Annotated in this window: 15 protein-coding genes and 1 pseudogene; 12 read left to right on the top strand and 4 right to left on the bottom strand. The window is 65.0% G+C overall.

Annotation, left to right across the window (positions count from 1 at the left end; translation table 11 throughout):
- The 3 genes from Q7U29_RS04185 to Q7U29_RS04175 form a co-directional block, all read left to right on the top strand.
- Positions 1 to 274: amidohydrolase (locus Q7U29_RS04185; RefSeq protein WP_304738815.1), on the top strand; the 274-nt coding region annotated here is incomplete at its 5' end.
- A gap of 32 nt (positions 275 to 306) precedes the next feature.
- Positions 307 to 1,155 carry an MBL fold metallo-hydrolase gene (locus tag Q7U29_RS04180; protein ID WP_304738813.1) on the top strand — a complete coding sequence of 283 codons (849 nt, stop codon included), beginning with the start codon at positions 307 to 309 and terminating at the stop codon, positions 1,153 to 1,155.
- Positions 1,156 to 1,177: 22 nt separating this feature from the next.
- Positions 1,178 to 2,776: an isochorismatase family protein gene (locus tag Q7U29_RS04175; RefSeq protein ID WP_304738808.1), complete on the top strand. Its 1,599-nt coding sequence runs from the start codon at positions 1,178 to 1,180 to the stop codon at positions 2,774 to 2,776.
- Between the two features lie 35 nt (positions 2,777 to 2,811).
- Here Q7U29_RS04175 and Q7U29_RS04170 read toward each other — a convergent pair.
- Positions 2,812 to 2,936: pseudogene (locus Q7U29_RS04170) on the bottom strand (serine/threonine protein phosphatase); the annotation flags it as partial.
- 306 nt (positions 2,937 to 3,242) lie between these two features.
- Here Q7U29_RS04170 and Q7U29_RS04165 point away from each other — a divergent pair.
- Positions 3,243 to 3,467, top strand: a complete 225-nt coding sequence (locus Q7U29_RS04165; RefSeq protein ID WP_304738805.1) for a hypothetical protein — start codon at positions 3,243 to 3,245, stop codon at positions 3,465 to 3,467.
- 140 nt (positions 3,468 to 3,607) lie between these two features.
- A complete protein-coding gene (locus Q7U29_RS04160; protein WP_370691691.1) occupies positions 3,608 to 4,675 on the top strand; it encodes a YeiH family protein in 1,068 nt (355 codons plus the stop codon).
- A 24-nt stretch (positions 4,676 to 4,699) separates the two neighbouring features.
- On the opposite strand, the gene pncB is transcribed toward Q7U29_RS04160, so the two are convergent.
- Genes pncB through Q7U29_RS04145 form a run of 3 tightly spaced genes read right to left on the bottom strand, consistent with a single transcriptional unit; the run spans position 4,700 to position 10,104 of the window.
- The gene (gene pncB, locus Q7U29_RS04155; protein ID WP_304738802.1) at positions 4,700 to 6,004 is read right to left on the bottom strand and encodes a nicotinate phosphoribosyltransferase; all 1,305 of its coding nucleotides are present in this window, start codon (positions 6,002 to 6,004) and stop codon (positions 4,700 to 4,702) included.
- Positions 6,005 to 6,064: 60 nt separating this feature from the next.
- The gene (locus tag Q7U29_RS04150; protein ID WP_304738799.1) at positions 6,065 to 9,601 is read right to left on the bottom strand and encodes a molybdopterin cofactor-binding domain-containing protein; all 3,537 of its coding nucleotides are present in this window, start codon (positions 9,599 to 9,601) and stop codon (positions 6,065 to 6,067) included.
- A gap of 20 nt (positions 9,602 to 9,621) precedes the next feature.
- The gene (locus Q7U29_RS04145; protein WP_304738796.1) at positions 9,622 to 10,104 is read right to left on the bottom strand and encodes a (2Fe-2S)-binding protein; all 483 of its coding nucleotides are present in this window, start codon (positions 10,102 to 10,104) and stop codon (positions 9,622 to 9,624) included.
- Between the two features lie 340 nt (positions 10,105 to 10,444).
- On the opposite strand from Q7U29_RS04145, the gene Q7U29_RS04140 reads away from it, so the two are divergent.
- The 7 genes from Q7U29_RS04140 to Q7U29_RS04110 all read left to right on the top strand — a co-directional run bounded on the left by Q7U29_RS04140 (position 10,445) and on the right by Q7U29_RS04110 (position 18,263).
- Positions 10,445 to 11,902 (top strand): 6-hydroxynicotinate reductase, encoded by a 1,458-nt coding sequence (locus Q7U29_RS04140; protein WP_304738793.1) that lies wholly within the window; start codon positions 10,445 to 10,447, stop codon positions 11,900 to 11,902.
- On the top strand, positions 11,899 to 12,810 hold the full coding sequence (locus tag Q7U29_RS04135) for a UPF0280 family protein (RefSeq protein ID WP_304738790.1): 912 nt from the start codon (positions 11,899 to 11,901) through the stop codon (positions 12,808 to 12,810). Before Q7U29_RS04140 ends, Q7U29_RS04135 begins: the two co-directional genes overlap by 4 nt.
- Positions 12,811 to 12,837: 27 nt before the next feature.
- Positions 12,838 to 13,422 (top strand): amino acid synthesis family protein, encoded by a 585-nt coding sequence (locus tag Q7U29_RS04130; RefSeq protein ID WP_304738787.1) that lies wholly within the window; start codon positions 12,838 to 12,840, stop codon positions 13,420 to 13,422.
- 27 nt (positions 13,423 to 13,449) lie between these two features.
- Positions 13,450 to 14,655 carry an ABC transporter substrate-binding protein gene (locus Q7U29_RS04125; RefSeq protein ID WP_304738784.1) on the top strand — a complete coding sequence of 402 codons (1,206 nt, stop codon included), beginning with the start codon at positions 13,450 to 13,452 and terminating at the stop codon, positions 14,653 to 14,655.
- 232 nt (positions 14,656 to 14,887) lie between these two features.
- Entirely contained in the window at positions 14,888 to 16,774 is a 1,887-nt protein-coding gene (locus Q7U29_RS04120) for an ABC transporter permease (protein ID WP_304738782.1), read from the top strand.
- Entirely contained in the window at positions 16,771 to 17,562 is a 792-nt protein-coding gene (locus tag Q7U29_RS04115) for an ABC transporter ATP-binding protein (protein WP_304738779.1), read from the top strand. The genes Q7U29_RS04120 and Q7U29_RS04115 overlap by 4 nt, the downstream gene beginning before the upstream one ends.
- Positions 17,559 to 18,263 (top strand): ABC transporter ATP-binding protein, encoded by a 705-nt coding sequence (locus Q7U29_RS04110; RefSeq protein WP_304738776.1) that lies wholly within the window; start codon positions 17,559 to 17,561, stop codon positions 18,261 to 18,263. Before Q7U29_RS04115 ends, Q7U29_RS04110 begins: the two co-directional genes overlap by 4 nt.
- Positions 18,264 to 18,281 lie beyond the last annotated feature (18 nt).

Below are 18,281 nucleotides of genomic sequence, written 5' to 3'. Positions count from 1 at the left end.
GGCGCAGCGGCCCAACGTCGTGGCAAAACTGTCCGGCCTCGGCACCTTCCTGCATCGCAACGACCCGGCGCATATCGGCTTCGTGGTCGGCGAAACCGTCAGGCTGTTCGGCGCCGGCCGCTGCCTGTTCGGCTCGAATTTTCCGATCGAGAAACTCTGGACCCGCTACGACGCGCTGGTCGATGCCTATCGCGCGGCGACCCAGACGCTTTCCGCCGCGGACCGGCAGGCGATCTTTCACGACACCGCCGCCGGCATCTACCGGCTGGCCTGATCAACACGATCCAAACGAGAGGAAACAACAACATGGCGCTCGAGATCAAGATCCTGGACTACGGCGACATCGAGCTGGAATCCAGCTTCCTCGTGCTGGGACGCGATTGCGGGCGCACCAGGCGGGTATACACTTACGGCTTCCTGATCCTCGGCGGTCCGTGGCCGATGGTGGTCGATACCGGCTATCGCCACAATCAGATCATGGAGAGCCTCGGAATGCGCGGACTGCAGCACCACGAGAACATGATCGAGAACCAGCTCGCCAGGCATGGGGTGAGGATGGGCGATGTGCGTTACGTCATGCACACCCATCTCCACATCGACCACGCCGGCAAGGACGATCTGTTTCCGATGAACACGACGGTTCTGTTGAACCGGCGCGAACTGGAATATTCGGTTTCGGGCCTGATGCATCCGCAATATCCGTTGCCCGACATCAAGCACCTGATCGACCGGCTCCATACCCGCCACGCGTTGCGGCTGGAGGATCTCGAACTGTCGGGGCCGATCGAGGTCTGCCCCGGCGTCACCATCGATGCGGCGGGGGCCCACACCGAAGGTTCGATGAACGTCCATGTCGAGACGGCCGAGGGCCGCGCCACCATATGCGGCGACGTGATCTATGATTTCAACGACCAGATCGTGAATCCCTTCCACGAACTGCATCACAACGAGCCCCGCACCACCGGAAATCACGGCAACACCAAGCGCGAGGAGAAGGCTGCGATCAAGCGGCTGCTGTCGGGTTCGCGCTTCCTGCTGCCGGTGCATGACAAGCCCGCCAAGATCGAGCACGGCCAGGTGGTGGCGCGGCTCGACATGGCGGTGCCGGGACCGATCGTGCAATCGCTGCCGTCACGCAACTGGTTCGCGGCGTGAACGGGACTTTCGGAGACCAGCGATGACCACGCATATCGCGCTGCGGCCGTCCTTCGCCGAACTGATCGATCTGTGGGCGCCGGTGCGGCAGGTCGGCACCGGCTTCCAGTTCACGGAAGGTCCGATCTGGCATCCGAAGGCGCATGATCTCCTGTTCTCGGACATGCCGGGCGATGTGCGCCGCCGTTTCGACGGGCAGGGCATCCGTGAGGCGATGCGCCCCGCCAACAAGTGCAACGGCATGACCTATGATGCCGAGCTGAACCTGATCGTCTGCGAGCACGCCACTTCCACGCTGGTGCGCGAACGCCCCGACGGCCGGCGCGAAATCGTGGCGTCGCATTTTGACGGGCTGGAGCTGAACTCGCCGAACGACGTTTGCGTCAAATCCGACGGCGCGATCTATTTCTCCGACCCGTGGTACGGCCGGATGCCGATTTACGGCGTCGAGCGCCCGCGCCAGCTTGGCTTCCAGGGCGTCTATCGCGTGCCATCAGGCGGCGGCGCGCCGCAATTGCTGGTCGACCGCTTTTTGTTCGATCAGCCGAACGGGCTGTGTTTTTCGCCGGATGAGACGCGGCTCTACGTCAACGACACGGTCAAGCACCTGATCCGCGTGTTCGACGTCAATTCTGGCGGCGGCCTCGACAACGGCTGGGTGTTCGCCTCCAATATCGTCTCGGCCACCGAGCCCGGCGTGCCGGACGGCATGAAATGCGACGCGCTCGGCAATGTCTGGCTGTCGGCGCCCGGCGGAATCTGGGTCTATGCGCCGGACGGTCGATTGATCGGCAAGCTGCGGATTCCCGAACTGGTCAGCAATCTGACCTGGGGCGGACCGGATTGGCGCACGCTCTACATCACGGCGACCCATTCGGTCTATGCCGTGCCGGTTAAAGTCGGGCCGCGCAACGAGCCCTATATGCGCGCCGGCCAAAACGCGCCGGCCGCGGCGCAGCCGGCGCCAACCGGGGGGGCGACGGTCAGCCGCTCTGGTGTCACGCTCGCCGCTCCGGGATACGCAGTCGATCCCATGCGCTGCGCGCTGACCATCCAGGACATGCAGAACGACGTGGTGATGGACGGCGGCGCCTTCGCATCGTCCGGCTCGCCGGCGCATTGCCGCGAGCAGAACGCCATAGCCAATACGAAGCGGCTCGCGGAAGCTGCGCGTGCCCGTGGCGTCATGGTGGTTCACGTCTGGTTCGTGGTCGAGCCGGGTGCACCCGGCGTGACGGCGAACGCGCCGCTGTTCGAGGGCTTGATCGATGCCAAGGCCATGGTGCGCGGCACCTGGGGCGCTGCGCCGGTACCGGGGCTGGAGCCGCAGGCCGGCGACCAGGTGGTGGAGAAGATGCGGATGAGTGCCTGGGAAGGCACGCGGCTGGAGGCCACGCTGAAGGCGGCCGGGCGCGATTTCGTCATCGTCACGGGCGCCTGGACCAACATGTCGATCGAACATACCGCCCGCACCGGCGCCGACAAGGGTTTCTACATGATCGTGCCGGAGGATTGCTGCTCGACGATGAACGCCGAATGGCACATCGCCGCGGTGAACTACGCGATTCAGAACGTGGCAATGGTGACCCGCGCCGACGATCTGATCGCTGCATTGTCCTGATCGAGCCTGGGAAGCCTCGTTCGAGTTGCCGGGAATCACACCGCGAGCAGGCTGCTGCCCTGAATCGACAGCAATGTGAGATTCCCGGTGCGTAGGCGCCGGTGTCGATGTTGGCGCGATTTGCCAGCAGCTCCGCCGAACGAACCGGCGTGTGGCCGTGATAGAGGATGACTACCAGCGCTCGTGAATGCCGGCCCGGGTCGCTGACCAAGGCGCGAGCGCGTTCATGGGAGCCTCGCTTCCCGACCTTCGACCACATTCAGCGCGAGGGCGATTTCGCCCGCGCCTGTTGACCGGGATTTGCCGCCCGGAACCGGTTTCCCGGGGCCGGGATATCAAAACCATCTTCCGGGAGACATAAACAAAACAAAGCATCCGTTCTCGGCCGAACATTGAAAGTTCCGACCATTGTTTTGACGGCAGGTCTTGCGACATAAATTGTCACGGGAACGATGCCGGAAATGCGATGTTGACCGAAAAATTCGACGCCTATGGCGATGTGTTGCCGGATGTCGCGGGCGGTCAGCCCGAGACGGCGACGGCTGCGTCGGCCGTGCTGGGTCGCATCGGCCAATATGCGTTCTGGCTGCTTGTCGTTATTATCGTATCCGTCCGGATCATCTACTATCCGGCGGCGCCTGCTTTTCAAGTCGGCACGGCAACCGACGTGAAGCATACGGGCACGCGCTAACGGCGCGATCGAGCCTTGGTCCGGATTAAGTCCAACGATCCGCGTGAGAGACAAAACGTCATTCTTCCGCGCTTTTCGCAATTGATATTGTCTATCGAGGCTGGCTTGGCGCATAATTCCTTCTCCTTGAAGGATGTCGCGTGCCAGATCGGATCGATTCTCCGGACGAAGTCAGGCTCTCCGCCGGAACGTTCCGAAAAGCCGTCCCCCTGCTGTGGGGCATAGCGCTTTGCGCCCTGGTCACGCTTGCCGCGGTAGCGATTCAGGCCGCCGAAGAGCGCCTCGTCGGGCATCCCTACATCGAAGCCATCGTGATCGCCATTCTGCTCGGTACCGCCATTCGCACGCTGTGGGAGCCGGGTCCCCGATGGCGCGCGGGCATCGCCTTCAGCGCCAAGCAATTGCTGGAGATTGCCGTTGCACTGCTCGGTGCGTCCCTGACCTTTGCCGCGATCGGCGCCTCCGGCTTTGCCCTGGTGGGTTCGGTAGCGGCGCTGGTGGTTTTGTCGCTGGCGGTCTCCTACGGCACCAGCCGGGCGCTCGGCCTGCCGGTTCGCATGTCCATCCTGATCTCCTGCGGCAATTCGATCTGCGGCAATTCGGCGATTGCCGCGGTGGCGCCGGTGATCGGCGCCAGCAAGGACGATGTCGCTTCGTCGATTTCGTTCACCGCGGTGCTCGGCGTCCTCGTGGTGCTGGGCCTGCCGCTGCTGATCCCGCTGCTGCAGTTGACGGAAACGCAGTACGGCATTCTCGCCGGAATGACCGTCTATGCCGTTCCGCAGGTGCTGGCCGCGACGGTGCCGGCAGGCGTCGTGAGCACGCAAATCGGCACGCTGGTCAAATTGATCAGGGTGATGATGCTGGGTCCGCTCGTCGCATGCATTGCGGTGTTTGGGCGAAGCCTGCGGGGCGATCGTTCGCCTGACGCGTCGTGGCAGGAAAAGTTCTTTCAGACCGTGCCGTGGTTCATCGTGGCGTTCTTCGTGCTGGCGACATTCCGCTCGCTGTCGCTGTTGCCGGAAGCGGCGATCTTGCCGATCCGCAAGACGGCCGGCATTCTGACCATCATGTCGATGGCAGCGCTTGGCCTTGGCGTCGACCTGCGCGTCATCGGACGGGTCGGCGGCAGGGTCACCGCGGCGGTGACGCTGTCCTTGCTGTTTCTGATTGTCGTTAGCTTGGGCCTGGTTCGCTACATTGCATAGACCGAGGCCGCCCGCGCCCGGAAATCAGACGAGCACCGGACTGCGAACGCGGCCGGCGCTGCCGAACACCCGCAGATAGCGCTCGATTTCCGGCGCGTTGCCTGTCGCCTTTTCCGGATTGTCCGAGAGTTTCACGGCGGGTCTGCCGTCGACCGAGGTCACCTTGCAGACGATAGAGATCGGATCGAGGTTGGCCGAACCGTCTGGGGCGCAGCCGGTGAAATCGTTGGTCAGGTTGGTGCCCCAGCCAAAACTGATGCGGACCCGGCCGGCGAAATGACGGTGGGTTTCCTCGATCGATCCGACATCCATGGCGTCGGAGAACACCAGCAACTTCTCCCTGGGGTCGCGGCCCTTCTCCTTCCACCATTTGATGATTTCCTCGCCGGCGGCGATCGGCGGCGCGCTGTCCGGACGAAAGCCGGTCCAGTCCGCCACCCATTCGGGCGCGTCGCGCAGGAACGATTTGGTGCCGAAGGCGTCGGGCAGGGCGATCAACAAATTGCCGCCATAGGTATGGCGCCACTGATCGAGAATTCGGTACGGCGCCCAGCGCAACTCGTCATCGTTGTCAGCCAGGGCCGCCGCGACCATCGGCAATTCATGGGCGTTGGTGCCGATCGCCTCGAGGTCGTTGTCCATCGCCAGCAGGACGTTCGAGGTGCCGGTGAAGGACGATCCGAGGCCTTCCTTGACCGCCTCGACGCACCAGCGCTGCCACAGGAAGCCATGGCGCCGCCGTGTCCCGAAATCAGACAGCCGCAGGCCGTCCAGCTTTTGCAAGCGCTCGACCTTGGTCCACAGCTTGGCCTTGGCGCGGGCATAGAGCACGTCGAGGGCGAAACGGCCCTGGCCTTTCATCGCCTGACGCGATCGCAACTCGTTGAGGATGGCGAGCGCCGGAATCTCCCACATCGTGGTGTGGGTCCAGGGCCCGTGAAAATGCAGCTCGTACTGGCCGTCGACCTTGCGCAGTTCGTATTCGGGCAGCCGGAACGCCGCCAGCCAATTGATGAAATCCGGCGAGAACATCTGGGTCTTGCCGTAGAACGTATTACCGGCGAGCCAGATCAGCTCCTTCTTGGCGAACCTGATGGAGCGGGCATGGTCGAGCTGGGCACGCAATTCCTGCTCGTCGATGATTTCGCCAAGCCTGACGTGGCGGCTGCGGTTGATCACCGAGAAGGTGACCTGCTGGTCCGGGTAGAATTCCCGGATCATCTGCAGCATCAGAAGCTTGTAGAAATCGGTATCGAGCAGGCTGCGCACGATCGGGTCGAGCCGCCAGCCGTGATTGTAGGTTCGGGACGCTATGTCGGTAACTGCCATAGGGAACCCTAGCCCGCCGGAGGCCCCGCAACCAGTGCCGTTTCGGCCCGGCATGGCAGCTCAGCGCGAAATCCGGTGCCGGGCCTGGCTGACGGCCGCCCGCACCCCGGTCCAAACAGGCTTTTCCGGCGCAAATTGCTGCCGGAGGAAGGTCACCAGCTCGGCGAGCTGGTCGTCGCTCATGCTGTCCTTGAAGCCGGGCATGTAGCCGAGATCGCTGGTCGCGGGGGCTGCGATGCCGTGCAGGATCACCTGGATCAGGTTATCCGGGACGGCGCTGTGCAGATTGCTGTTCAGCGCCAGCGACGGCCGGCTGCCGAACAGCGGCGCGCCGCCGACCGCGTGGCACACCGCGCAGGCGCCTTCGTAGAGACGGGCGCCGAGGGGCGATGCCAAGGCCACCCGGGAAAGCGTCGATTTTTCCAGCTGGGCGGCGAGCGCGGCCTGCGCCGATGGACCGGTCGCAGCCTCGCTGAAGGACGCCAGATAGACCGCCATGGCCCGGATGTCCCGGTCGGGCAGGGCGGCGAGCTCCTTCACCACGGGTGCCATCGGCCCCGCGGCTATGCCGTGCAGGCGGGATTCGCCGGTTCGCAGGTATGCGTAGAGCTCGTCTTCGCTCCACGGGATCGGCGCATGAGACAGCGAGGTCAGCGGCGGCGCCTCCCAGCCCTCCGCAAAACCGCCGGCGAGGTAGGCGCCGGCCTTTTCCGCCCCCAGCGCATTGCGCGGCGAATGGCAGGCGCCGCAATGGCCGAGGCCCTCGACCAGATAGGCGCCGCGATTCCACGTCGCGGATCTGGTCGCGTCGGGCTGGAAGGTGCCGGGCTGGTGGAACAGCGCATTCCATCCCGCCATCAACGGCCGCAGGTTGAAGGGAAACGCCAGCCTGGTCTCCGGCGTCTCGGCGCGCACCACCGGCTGCGCCATCAGATAGGCATAGAGCGCCTGCAGGTCGGCATCGCTGGTCTTGGCGAAGTGGGTATAGGGAAACGCCGGATAGAGATGCCTTCCGTCGCGGTGAATGCCCTCGCGCATCGCGCGCTCGAAGGCGGGATATGACCACGCGCCGATTCCGGTCTCGACATCGGGCGTGATGTTGGTGGCGTAGATAGTGCCGAACGGCGTTTCGATTGGCCGGCCTCCGGCGTTGACGGCGCCGTTCACCATGGTGTGGCAGACCGCGCAGTCGCCGAGCGCGGCGAGCTGCTGGCCGCGCGCGATCGTGGCGGCCGAATACGTCGACGGGTCCGGCCGTGCGATCGGCGCGATCGCCCGCCACGGCAGCACCGCCGTTGCGACGCCCACTACCGCAACACACAATGCTGCGGCCGTCGCCAGGGCGCCACGCCGTCCAGCGAATGGATTCTTCCATCGGTCGTTCGGAGCGGGCGGCTGCGGCGCGGGCAGCGGCATCGGAGCCGGCGCCACGTCTTGCCCGCCGCGCAGCCCCGCCAGGATGCGCTCCGGCGTGAACGGCAATTCGCGAAAGCGCACGCCGGTCGCGTCGAAGATGGCGTTGGCGATGGCGGCAGCGCTCGGCACGGAAGCGGATTCGCCGACGCCGAGCGGCGGCTGGTCCTGCCGCGGCAGCATCAGCACGTCGATTTTGGGCACGTCGGGGAATTTGATGATGGGGTAGGCGCCCCATTCGCGCGCCGTCACCGCATGGCGGTCGAACGAGACTTCTTCCATCAGCGCCCGGCTGGTCGACTGGATGACGTTGCCATGGATCTGGTGGCGCACGCCGTCCGGATTGATCATCAACCCGGAATCCTGCCCGGCCACCACGCGGGTGACGCTGACGTCGCCGGTTGACTTGTTGACGGCGACATCGGCGATCCAGGCCGACCATGCCGCGCCGTATCCCGGAAACTTGCTGTGGACATAGAGCGCATAGGCAAAGCCGCGCCCGCGCACGATGTCGCCTTCGGCTTCAGGCTCTTTCCAGACCGGGCGAGGGGTCCAGCCGGCGCGCTCGGCCACGGCGTTGACCAGATCGACCGCGCGCTTGTCCTTCAGGTAACGCAGCCGGTACTCGATCGGATCGACGCCGGCCTCGGTGGCGAGTTCGTCGATGTAGGATTCATGGGCAAAGGTATTGGGCAGCGCCGAGACGCCGCGAAACCATGATGCTCGCACGATCGGCGGCATGTCGTGCGTCACCACCCGCATCGCGTCGTAATCGTAGGGCGGGATCGCGGTGCGGTCGCCCATCTCGAACACGGCGGGGACCGGCGCGACCGCGCCGGTCAGCAGCAGCGCCAGCGTCGGCGCGCCGTTCGACGGATAGCGTGTCGTAAAATCGTACCCGGCGACGCCGCCGTCCGCGTTCAACCCGCCGTTGACGTCCATCAACTGCGCGGTGCCCTTCGGCTCCCAGGCGTGTTCCTGTTCGCGCGTCAGCTGCACCCGCACCGGGCGGCCGACCGCGCGCGACAGCAGCACCGCATCGGCCGTGACATCGTCGGCGCAGTTGCGGCCGTAGCAGCCGGCGGCCTCCAGCCGGATCACGTCGATCTCGCTGTCCGGCTTTTGCAGCAGCAGCGCCAAGTCCGTTCGCAGGATATGCGGATTCTGCGTGCCGGACCACACCCTGATGTGGCCGTCCTTGTAATCAGCGACCGCGCAGGACGGGCCGATCGAACCGTGCATCTGGTACGGCCAGACGTAGGTCCGTTGCATCGGTTTGTCGGCCGCTGCAATCGCGGCATCGACATCGCCCTTGTCGATCAGCACGCGGGGCGCCGAAGGATTGGCGCGCAGCGCCTTCTCGATGTCCTTCAGGTCAGGCAGCGTCGGGGTCGGCTTCCAGTCCACCTTCAGCTGCGCGGCGGCCTTGATCGCGTTCTCCTCGCGCTCGGCGACCACGCCGACGAAATCGCCGATCCGCACCACCGCCACCAGTCCCTTGATATCGCGGACCGAGCTTTCGTCGACCGCGATCAGGCTGGTGCCGACAAACGCGCCGACATCGACGCCGGCGTAAGGTGGCCGCACCACGCGGCCGTGCAGCATGAAGGGCACGCGCACGTCGTGGACATAGACCAGTTCGCCGGTCGCCTTCGCCGGCAGGTCGGTGCGCGGCACCGATTGCCCGACGATGCTGTAGGCCCCCACGGCTTTCACGGGGACGTCGTCGGCAAGTTCGAGGCGGATGGTCTCGCCGGATATCAGTTCGCCGTAAGAGACGCTGCGGTTATCTTTGCCGCGGATCAGGCCGTCCTCGATGACGAGATCCTCGACCGCAAGCTCCAGCCGCTCGGCGGCGCGCGCCACCAGGAAATGCCGTGCCTGCGCCGCGGCCTTGCGCAGTGGCACTGCCGTGATCTGGATGGTCTCGCTGGCGATGGTCGCGCCCTGATTGGGAACGAGCGCGGTATCGCCGAGTACCACGATCACGCGGGCAAAGGACACGTCGAGTTCTTCGGCGACGATTTGCCCGAGCGCGGTGCGGATGCCGGTGCCGAGATCGACATGGCCATTGAACGCCGTGACCGAACCGTCTGCCGTTATCTTTACAAACGTATCGAAGCCGCCGTTCGCGCCGGAGCCGGCCGGGCGAACCACGGACAAGGAGCCGGGCAACGTATTCATCGGAGCGTCCGGATCGGTCATCAGCTCGCCGCCTCGGCGACGTGGCCCGCCGCCCGCATCGCCGCGCGCATGATCTCGATATGCGCGCCGCAGCGGCACAGATGATAGCGCAGCGCTTCCATCACCTCGGCCTGGGAAGGATGAGGCGTGCGATTGAGCAGCGCCCTAGTGCTGATGATCATGCCGTTGAGGCAGTAGCCGCACTGCGCGGCCTGTTCGGCGATGAAGGCCTGCTGCACCGGATCGGGCCGATCGCGCGAGCCGAGACCTTCGAGCGTCACGATGTCGCGCCCGACGCATCCCTCGATCGGGATCACGCAGGATCGCGCCGCCACGCCGTCGATCAGCACGGCGCAGGCGCCGCACTCGCCCAGCCCGCAGCCGTATTTCGGTCCGTTCAGTTCGAGGTCGTTGCGCAGAACGTAAAGCAGCGCGGTATCGGGGTCGGCCTCGACGTCATGGCTTCTGCCGTTGACCGTCAGGCGGATCGTGCTCTGCGTCATGTCAGGGGTCCCGCTGCAACGGTTGCGCTGCAAAAAAACATCGCCTTGAAAACCGAGTCGAAGATACCGTTTGCATACAAACGTGCAAGCGCACCGTCGCGTGGCCGAATCCGTTGCCCGGTTTATGAACAATGCTGCGAGGCAAACTGCGGTTTTTGTCGGCAGCGGCGGTTTTCGCCAGCGCAGGCGCTTGACAGCTTTCGGCGGCGCGCGCAACATCGTTCGTATACGAACAAGATAGCGGTAACGGCAAGACACGACAGGTTCGCTGCCGCAACTCCGTTGACGATACGCCGCACCTGATCTCCGACAGTTTGACGCTGGTTTTGAGAGCTTGTTCATGCCGACTGAACCGACAAGCGCTGCCGACGACAAGATCCGCTGCGATGCTTGTCCCGTGATGTGCTACATTAAGCCCGGTGCGGCAGGCGCCTGCGATCGCTACGCCAATCACGATGGCTGTTTGGTGCGGGTCGATCCCCATATCGTGCTGGAACGGACGGTGTCGCATGGCGGACGGCTGGTGCCGTTCCAGGCCGGCGGTGACTGGGACGGCAAGCTGGTGCACGAACCCGATGTCTTCGTCACCGCGATCGGCGCCGGCACCACATACCCCGATTACAAGCCCGCGCCGTTCATCGTCTCCTCGGAAGTCGACGGCGTCGACATGGTCACGGTGGTGACCGAGGGCATCTTCAGTTATTGCGGCGTCAAGGTGAAGATCGACACCGATCGTTACCTCGGCCCGGAAACCGCGACGGTTCGCGCGCAGGGCGAGGCGATCGGCCACGTCACGACGAGCGAATATGGCTCGCAGATGCTGTCGCTCGGCGGCGTGCACCACCTCACCGGCGGCTCGAAGAAGGAAGGCCGCGTCACCTGCGACGCGCTGATGGACCTCAGCAACTGCAAGCCGGTCGAGCTCACCATCGACGGCGGCGCCACCGTGGTGGTGCAGGCCGGTTATCCGCCCATCGTCAACGGCGTGCCGGAAGAGCGCATGCGGGTCGGCTGCGGCTCGGCGACCATCGGCATGTTCGCGAAGCAATGGCACGGCAAGGTCGACGAAGTCGTCGTGGTCGACGACCACATCACCGGCGTGCTCTCGGAGCACCAGGCCGGCAAGGTGCTGGATATCCCCGACAGCGGCATCAAGATGAAGGGGCGGCGCTCGACGCCGGGCCGTTATTTCCAGGTCGCCGAGCCCGGCACCGGCTGGGGCGGCACCATGATTTCCGATCCGTTGTCGGTGCTGGGTCCGTTCGATGCCAGGAAGGCGCGCCCCGGCTTGACCATGCTGATGGTCTCCACCACAGGCGAACACGCGGCTTACTACGAACTCGACGCGGCGCTGCAGCCGGTCGAAAGGCCGATGCCGGTGGATTTGAGATTGTCGGTGGAGCGGATCCAGGAGAATTGCGAGCCGGCGCTGTGCACCGTGCTGTTCATGGCCGGGGCGGGCGGATCGTTGCGCGCCGGGGTCACCGACAATCCGGTACGGCTGACGCGATCGGTCAAGGACGCGCTGACCCGCGTCACCAGCGGCGGCGCGCCGGTCTATGTCTGGCCTGGCGGCGGCATCACCTTCATGGTGGACGTCACGATGTTGCCGGCCGGGGCCTTCGGTTACGTTCCGACCCCCGCATTGGTGGCGCCCATCGAGTTTACCCTGAAATTGTCGGATTATGCCGCGCTGGGCGGCCATATGGACCATGTGCGTCCGCTGGCGTCGTTGAAGGACAGCACGGAAACGCGCTCGATGCCTTCGCCGCAGTCCAATGGGGAACCGCGGTCATGACGCGCCTTCCGCAAATCAGGTTGCTGGCGGACGGCAAGCGGCTGCATCTGCAGGACGGTCCGATCGACCTCATCGTGGAGGCGGTCGGCAGCGAGGCCGACAGGCGTGCGGCCTACGACGCGGCAGTACAGCGCTTTAACGGCCTGCTCGACGAACTCTGCAGCGAGTTGCCGCTGCTGCGGCGGGCGGCCGATCCGGACCGGTGCCCGCTGCAAGGCGCGGTCGCGCGCCGCATGCATACAGCGGTGGCACCTTTTGCCGCTGCACACTTCATTACGCCGATGGCGGCGGTGGCAGGCTCCGTCGCCGAGGAGATTCTCGGTGCGATGACCGGCGCGGCGCGCCTCGATCGCGCCTATGTCAACAATGGCGGCGACATCGCGCTGCACCTGGCCGATGGCGAACGCTTTTCGGTCGGCCTGATGGACCGGCCGGACGCCTCGGGGACGATGCGAACCATTGTGATCGATGTTGATGATCCCTCGCGGGGAATTGCGACCTCCGGACGCCACGGGCGCAGTTTTTCGCTCGGCATTGCCGACGCCGTGACCGTCCTGGCGGCAACCGCGTCGCAGGCCGACGCCGCCGCCACCATCATTGCCAATGCCGTCGATCTGCCCGGACATCCCGCCATCATGCGTTGCCCGGCGCAGGATCTGCAGCCGGACAGCGACCTCGGCGCCCGGCTGGTCACCCGCGGCGTCGGCGAATTGTCGGAAGCCGAGATTGCGGCGGCGCTCGAAGCCGGTGCGGCGAGTGCGCGCAGGCTGCTCGCGATGGGGTTGATCGACAACGCCATATTGCGCTTGCATGGCGAGAGCCTGGTCGTGGCGCCGAAGGCGACCGAGCCGACCGCATTGCAGGCGCCGGCCGCTGCAAGCGCGATGGAAAGGTTGATGCATGCTTAGGCGAGTTCGAAAACAAGGCGGAGCACGATGAGCGCGATCATTCGCAAGATCGTCACGGTGGTCGAGGAGACTTACCTGGAAATGGGGCAGACGGTGTCGCCGCCGACCCGGCGCGCGGCGGCGATTGCCGTGATCGAAAATCCCTTTGCCGGCCGCTACGTCGAAGACCTCTCGCCCCTGATTGCGATCGGCGAGGAGCTCGGCGAGTTGCTTTCGAAAAAGGCCGTGGCCGCGCTCGGGATCGACGGCGCGACGGCGCAGAGCTATGGCAAGGCCGCCGCGGTCGGCGAGAACGGCGAACTGGAACACGCCGCCGCGATCCTGCATCCCAGGATGGGTGCGCCGGTGCGCAAGGTGCTGGGCAAGGGCGCGGCCCTGATCCCGTCCTCGAAGAAGCGCAGCGGGCCGGGCACGACACTGGACATCCCGCTCGGCCACAAGGACGCGGCGTTCGTGCGCAGCCATTTCGACGGCATGGAAGTCATGATCAACGACGCGCCGCGCGCCAACGAGATCATGGTCGCGGTCGCGGTCACCGACTCTGGCAGGCCGCTACCGCGCGTCGGCGGATTGACGGTAGCGGAAGTCAAAGGCGAAGACGGTCTACGGTAATCTTTTCTCACAGTGGAGGGTTAAGGGATGCGACGCAGATATTTGTTAGGCGCGGGATTGGCGGTCATGGTCGCGGGCATGGCGCATTCCGCCTTTGCCCAGAGCGGCGAAATCAAGATCGGCGAAATCAACAGCTACTCGCTGTTGCCGGCGTTCACCGAGCCCTACCGCAAGGGCTGGCAGCTGGCGCTCGAGGAAGTCAACGCCGCCGGCGGCATCAACGGCAAGAAGCTCGTGGTCGTCTCCAAGGATGACAGTGGCAAGCCCGCCGACGCCACCACCGCCGCCAACGAACTGGTGTCGAGCGAGAAGGTGGTGATGCTGACGGGCACGTTCCTGTCCAACATCGGTCTGGCCGTCTCCGATTTTGCCAACCAGAAGAAGGTGTTCTTCCTCGCGGCCGAGCCCCTGACCGATGCCATCACCTGGTCCAAGGGTAATCGCTACACCTTCCGCCTGCGGCCCTCCAACTACATGCAGGCGGCGATGCTGGCCGAAGCGGCGGCCAAATTGCCGGCCAAGCGCTGGGCGACGGTCGCGCCGAACTACGAATATGGCCAGTCCGCGGTCGCCGTGTTCAAGAAGCTGATGTCGGAGAAGCGGCCCGACATCCAGTGGGTCGACGAGCAGTGGCCGCCGTTCGGCAAACTGGATGCGGGGCCGGTGGTGCAGGCGATCGCCGCCGCCAATCCGGAAGCCATCCTCAACGTCACCTTCGGCGCCGACCTGGTGAAATTCGTGCGCGAAGGCAATACCCGCGGCCTGTTCAAGAATCGCTCGGTGGTGTCTTTCCTCACCGGCGAGCCGGAATATCTCGATCCGCTCAAGGAAGAAACGCCGGAAGGCTGGATCGTGACAGGCTATCCCTGGTACGACATCAAGACGCCGGAGCACGACAAGTTCATCAAGGCCTATCAGGCCAAGTTCAACGACTATCCGCGGCTCGGCTCGATCGTCGGCTATCAGACCATCAAGGCCGCGGCGGCGATTCTTGCCAAGGCCAACTCCGACGATCCGGAGAAGCTGATCGCGGCGGCTGAAGGGTTGTCGATGCCGTCGCCGTTCGGCGAGATCACCTTCCGCAAGATCGATCACCAGTCCACGCTCGGCGCCTACGTCGGCAAGACCGCGGTGAAGGACGGCAAGGGCATCATGGTGAACTCGGTCTATCGCAAGGGCTCGGATTATCTGCCGAGCGACGCCGAAGTTTCGAAGATGCGTCCGAAGGATTGAGGTAGCTTCTCCCTCTCCCCGTTCTTCACGGGGAGAGGGTTGGGGTGAGGGGCTCTCTCGACAGACTCGGACTCGTGGATAATCCCCCTCACCCGAATTGCTTCGCAATTCGACCTCTCCCCGCAAGCGGGGAGAGGTAAGGGGACGGACCTCATCCTGAGGAGCGGCGCCTCCGCCGCGTCTCGAAGGATGAAAGCCACCGAACTGAATCGACGCTAACCCGGATCGCCCAATGGCCTTTTACTTCGTCCAGTTCCTGACCGGCCTTGCCAGCGCGGCGTCGCTGTTCCTGGTGGCGTCGGGGCTGTCGATCATTTTCGGCGTGACGCGGATCGTCAATTTCGCCCATGGCGCCTTCTACATGCTCGGCGCCTATGTGGCGTTCACGCTGACCGAACGGTTTTCCGGCGCGCTTGGCTTCTGGGCCGGCATCGTGCTGGCGTCGCTGGTGGTGGCGGTGGTCGGCGTTCTCGTCGAGATGGTGCTACTGCGGCGGATCTATCACGCGCCCGAACTGTTCCAGCTGCTGGCGACCTTCGGGCTGACCCTGATGGTGCAGGACCTGGTGGTGATGATCTGGGGACCGAACGACCTGCTCGGCCGCCGCGCGCCCGGATTCAAGGGGGCGGTCGAGTTCTTCGGCCAGAACATTCCGACCTACGATCTGTTCCTCATCGCGCTCAGCCCGATCGTGCTGGGATTGCTGTGGCTCCTGTTCCAGCGCACCCGCTGGGGCGTGCTGGTGCGGGCCGCGACGCAGGACCGCGACATGGTGGCGGCGCTTGGCGTCAATCAGAAATGGCTGTTCACCAGCGTGTTCGCGCTCGGGGTCTTTCTCGCCGCCCTCGGCGGCGCGCTGCAGATCCCGCGCGACGCGGTGCATCATGCGCTCGACCTGCGCATCATCGTCGACGTGTTCGTGGTGGTGGTGATCGGTGGCCTCGGCAGCATCATCGGCGCCTTCGTCGCCGCCGTGCTGGTGTCGGAATTGAACGCCTTCGGGATCCTCATTTTCCCGAAGATTTCCATCATCCTGGTGTTTCTGGTGATGGCGGTGGTGCTGATCGTGCGGCCATGGGGCCTGTTCGGCAAGCAGGAAGCGGCGGCGCGCCGCACGCCGGGACTGACCGTCAATCCCTGGCGTCCCCTGACATCGGGCGAACGTCTCGCGGCGTGGGCGGGCCTTGCCGTGGCGGCGATGCTGCCGCTGGTCGGCGGCAACTACGCGCTGACGGTCGGCTCGGAAATCGCGATTTTCGTGATCTTTGCCGCCAGCCTGCATTTCCTGATGTCGGTCGGCGGCCTCGCGTCGTTCGGCCACGCCGCCTATTTCGGGCTCGGCGCCTATGGCATCGCCTTCCTCGCCAAGATGGCGGGCTTGCCGATGATCGTCTGCCTGCTGCTCGGTCCGCTGCTGGGATGTCTCGGTGCCGCGATCTTCGGATTCTTCGCGGTGCAGCTGTCCGGCGTCTATTTCGCGATGCTGACGCTGGCCTTTGCGCAGATCGTCTGGTCGGTCGCGTTCCAGTGGGTCGCGGTGACCGGCGGCGACAACGGCATTTTGGGCCTCTGGCCCGAGAAATGGGCGGCAGGGCCGGCCAGCTTCTACTGGCTGTCGATCGGCGTCGCAGCACTCGCGGTCGCTGCACTGCGCATCATCGTGTTCTCGCCGTTCGGCTATGCGCTGCGGGCGACGCGCGATTCACTGCTGCGCAGCGAGGCCATCGGCATCGACGCCAAGCGCATCCAGTGGACCGCCTTTGTCATCGCCGGCAGCGTCGCCGGTATTGCCGGCGCGCTGTTCGCCTACCTCAAAGGCAGCGTGTTTCCCGACAGTCTCGGCATCTCGCTGTCGGTCGATGCCCTGGTCATGGTGCTGCTCGGCGGCGTCGAGACGGTTTCGGGCGCCGTGATCGGTGCCATCGTCTACAAGATGCTCTCGATCTGGCTGGTCAGCCAGACCGACCTTTCAAAACTGGTGCTGGGCGGCGTCATCGTGCTGATCGTGGTGGCGTTCCCGAAGGGCATCGTCGGCATGTTCGAAACCCTCCGCAACCGCCGCCGGCCCGAACTGCCAAAGCCCGCGCTGCTGAAATCCCGGATCGAGGGCGCTGAATGAGCACCGCGCCCACATTGCTGTCGGTCGAAGGCCTCAGCAAATCCTATGGCGGCGTGCACGCCGTGCGCAACGTCTCGTTCGCGCTGCAGGCCGGCGAAATCCTGGCGCTGATCGGCCCCAATGGTGCCGGCAAGAGCACCTGTTTCGACATGCTCAACGGCCAGACCACCCCCGGCGCCGGCCGTATCAACCTGCTCGGCTTCGATACCACCGGCAAGAAGCCGCGCGAAGTCTGGCGGCTCGGCGTCGGCCGCACCTTCCAGATCACCGCGACGTTCCCGACCATGACGGTGCGCGAGAACGTGCAGGTCGCGCTGGTCTCGTATGGCCGGCAGTTGTTCAATGTCTGGGCCTCGACGCCGCAATTCGCGCGCGACGAAGCCGGCCGGCTGCTCGAACTGGTCGGCATGAGCGGCTATGCCGAGCGGCCCTGCGGCGAACTCGCCTATGGCGATCTGAAGCGGCTGGAGCTCGCCATCGCACTCGCCAATCAGCCAAAACTTCTGCTGATGGACGAGCCGACCGCCGGCATGGCGCCGCGCGAGCGCATCGAGCTGATGCGGCTCACCGCCGGGATCGCGCGGGAGAAATCGATCGGCGTGCTCTTTACTGAACACGACATGGATGTGGTGTTCGAACATGCCGACCGCATCCTGGTGCTCAACCGCGGCAGCCTGATCGCCGAGGGCTCGCCGGAAGAAGTCCGGCGCAATCCGCAGGTTCGTGCCATCTATCTCGGCGAGGGCCTGGTGTACGACGCGCGGCATCGCGAGGGGGCGCCGTCATGAAGCTCAGCGTTCAGGATCTCAACAGCCATTACGGGCCCGCGCACATCCTGTTCGACGTCGCGCTCGAGGTCGGCGAGGGCGAGGTGGTCGCGCTGCTGGGTCGCAACGGCGCCGGCAAGTCCACCACCTTTCGCTCGATTGTCGGGCTGGTGGCGCAGCGCAGCGGCCGTATCCTGTTCGAGGACAAGGACGTTTCGGATCAGCCGACCCATGCCATCGTCAGCCGCGGCCTCGGCTATGTACCGGAAGAGCGGCGCATCTTCACGGATCTGACGGTCGACGAAAATCTCGAGGTTGGCCGCCAGCCGGTGCGGCCGAACGCGCCGCACTGGACCCGGGAAAAACTGTTCACGCTGTTTCCGAACCTCGCCGAAATGCGCAACCGTCCCGGCGGCCGCATGAGCGGCGGCGAACAGCAGATGTTGACCATCGCGCGCACCCTGATGGGCAACCCGTCGCTGGTGCTGCTCGACGAGCCCTCCGAAGGCTTGTCGCCGAAGATCGTCGAGCAGATGGTGGCGGCGATCCTGACCATGAAGCAGGCGGGCGTCAGCATCGTCCTCTCCGAGCAGAACCTGCATTTTGCCAGACTGATCTGTGATCGCGCCTATATCATCGAGCGCGGCCGGATCTGCTATTCCGGCACCATGGCCGAACTCGACGCGCGTCCCGATATCAGGGACACCCATCTGGCGCTGTGATGAGGGGCTGATAACACG

This window comes from Bradyrhizobium sp. (assembly GCF_030654605.1).
Classification (GTDB): domain Bacteria; phylum Pseudomonadota; class Alphaproteobacteria; order Rhizobiales; family Xanthobacteraceae; genus Bradyrhizobium.
Note: the sequence above shows the minus strand (reverse complement) of the source record. Positions and strands in the feature narration are given on the sequence as shown.

Coding starts and splice junctions, on each gene's coding strand:
- pncB (WP_304738802.1), bottom strand. CDS start 6,004: ATGGCAGTTACCGACATAGCGTCCCGAACCTACAATCACGGCTGGCGG.
- Q7U29_RS04115 (WP_304738779.1), top strand. CDS start 16,771: ATGAGCACCGCGCCCACATTGCTGTCGGTCGAAGGCCTCAGCAAATCC.
- Q7U29_RS04165 (WP_304738805.1), top strand. CDS start 3,243: ATGTTGACCGAAAAATTCGACGCCTATGGCGATGTGTTGCCGGATGTC.
- Q7U29_RS04180 (WP_304738813.1), top strand. CDS start 307: ATGGCGCTCGAGATCAAGATCCTGGACTACGGCGACATCGAGCTGGAA.
- Q7U29_RS04110 (WP_304738776.1), top strand. CDS start 17,559: ATGAAGCTCAGCGTTCAGGATCTCAACAGCCATTACGGGCCCGCGCAC.
- Q7U29_RS04150 (WP_304738799.1), bottom strand. CDS start 9,601: ATGAATACGTTGCCCGGCTCCTTGTCCGTGGTTCGCCCGGCCGGCTCC.
- Q7U29_RS04125 (WP_304738784.1), top strand. CDS start 13,450: ATGCGACGCAGATATTTGTTAGGCGCGGGATTGGCGGTCATGGTCGCG.
- Q7U29_RS04135 (WP_304738790.1), top strand. CDS start 11,899: ATGACGCGCCTTCCGCAAATCAGGTTGCTGGCGGACGGCAAGCGGCTG.
- Q7U29_RS04175 (WP_304738808.1), top strand. CDS start 1,178: ATGACCACGCATATCGCGCTGCGGCCGTCCTTCGCCGAACTGATCGAT.
- Q7U29_RS04120 (WP_304738782.1), top strand. CDS start 14,888: ATGGCCTTTTACTTCGTCCAGTTCCTGACCGGCCTTGCCAGCGCGGCG.
- Q7U29_RS04145 (WP_304738796.1), bottom strand. CDS start 10,104: ATGACGCAGAGCACGATCCGCCTGACGGTCAACGGCAGAAGCCATGAC.
- Q7U29_RS04140 (WP_304738793.1), top strand. CDS start 10,445: ATGCCGACTGAACCGACAAGCGCTGCCGACGACAAGATCCGCTGCGAT.
- Q7U29_RS04130 (WP_304738787.1), top strand. CDS start 12,838: ATGAGCGCGATCATTCGCAAGATCGTCACGGTGGTCGAGGAGACTTAC.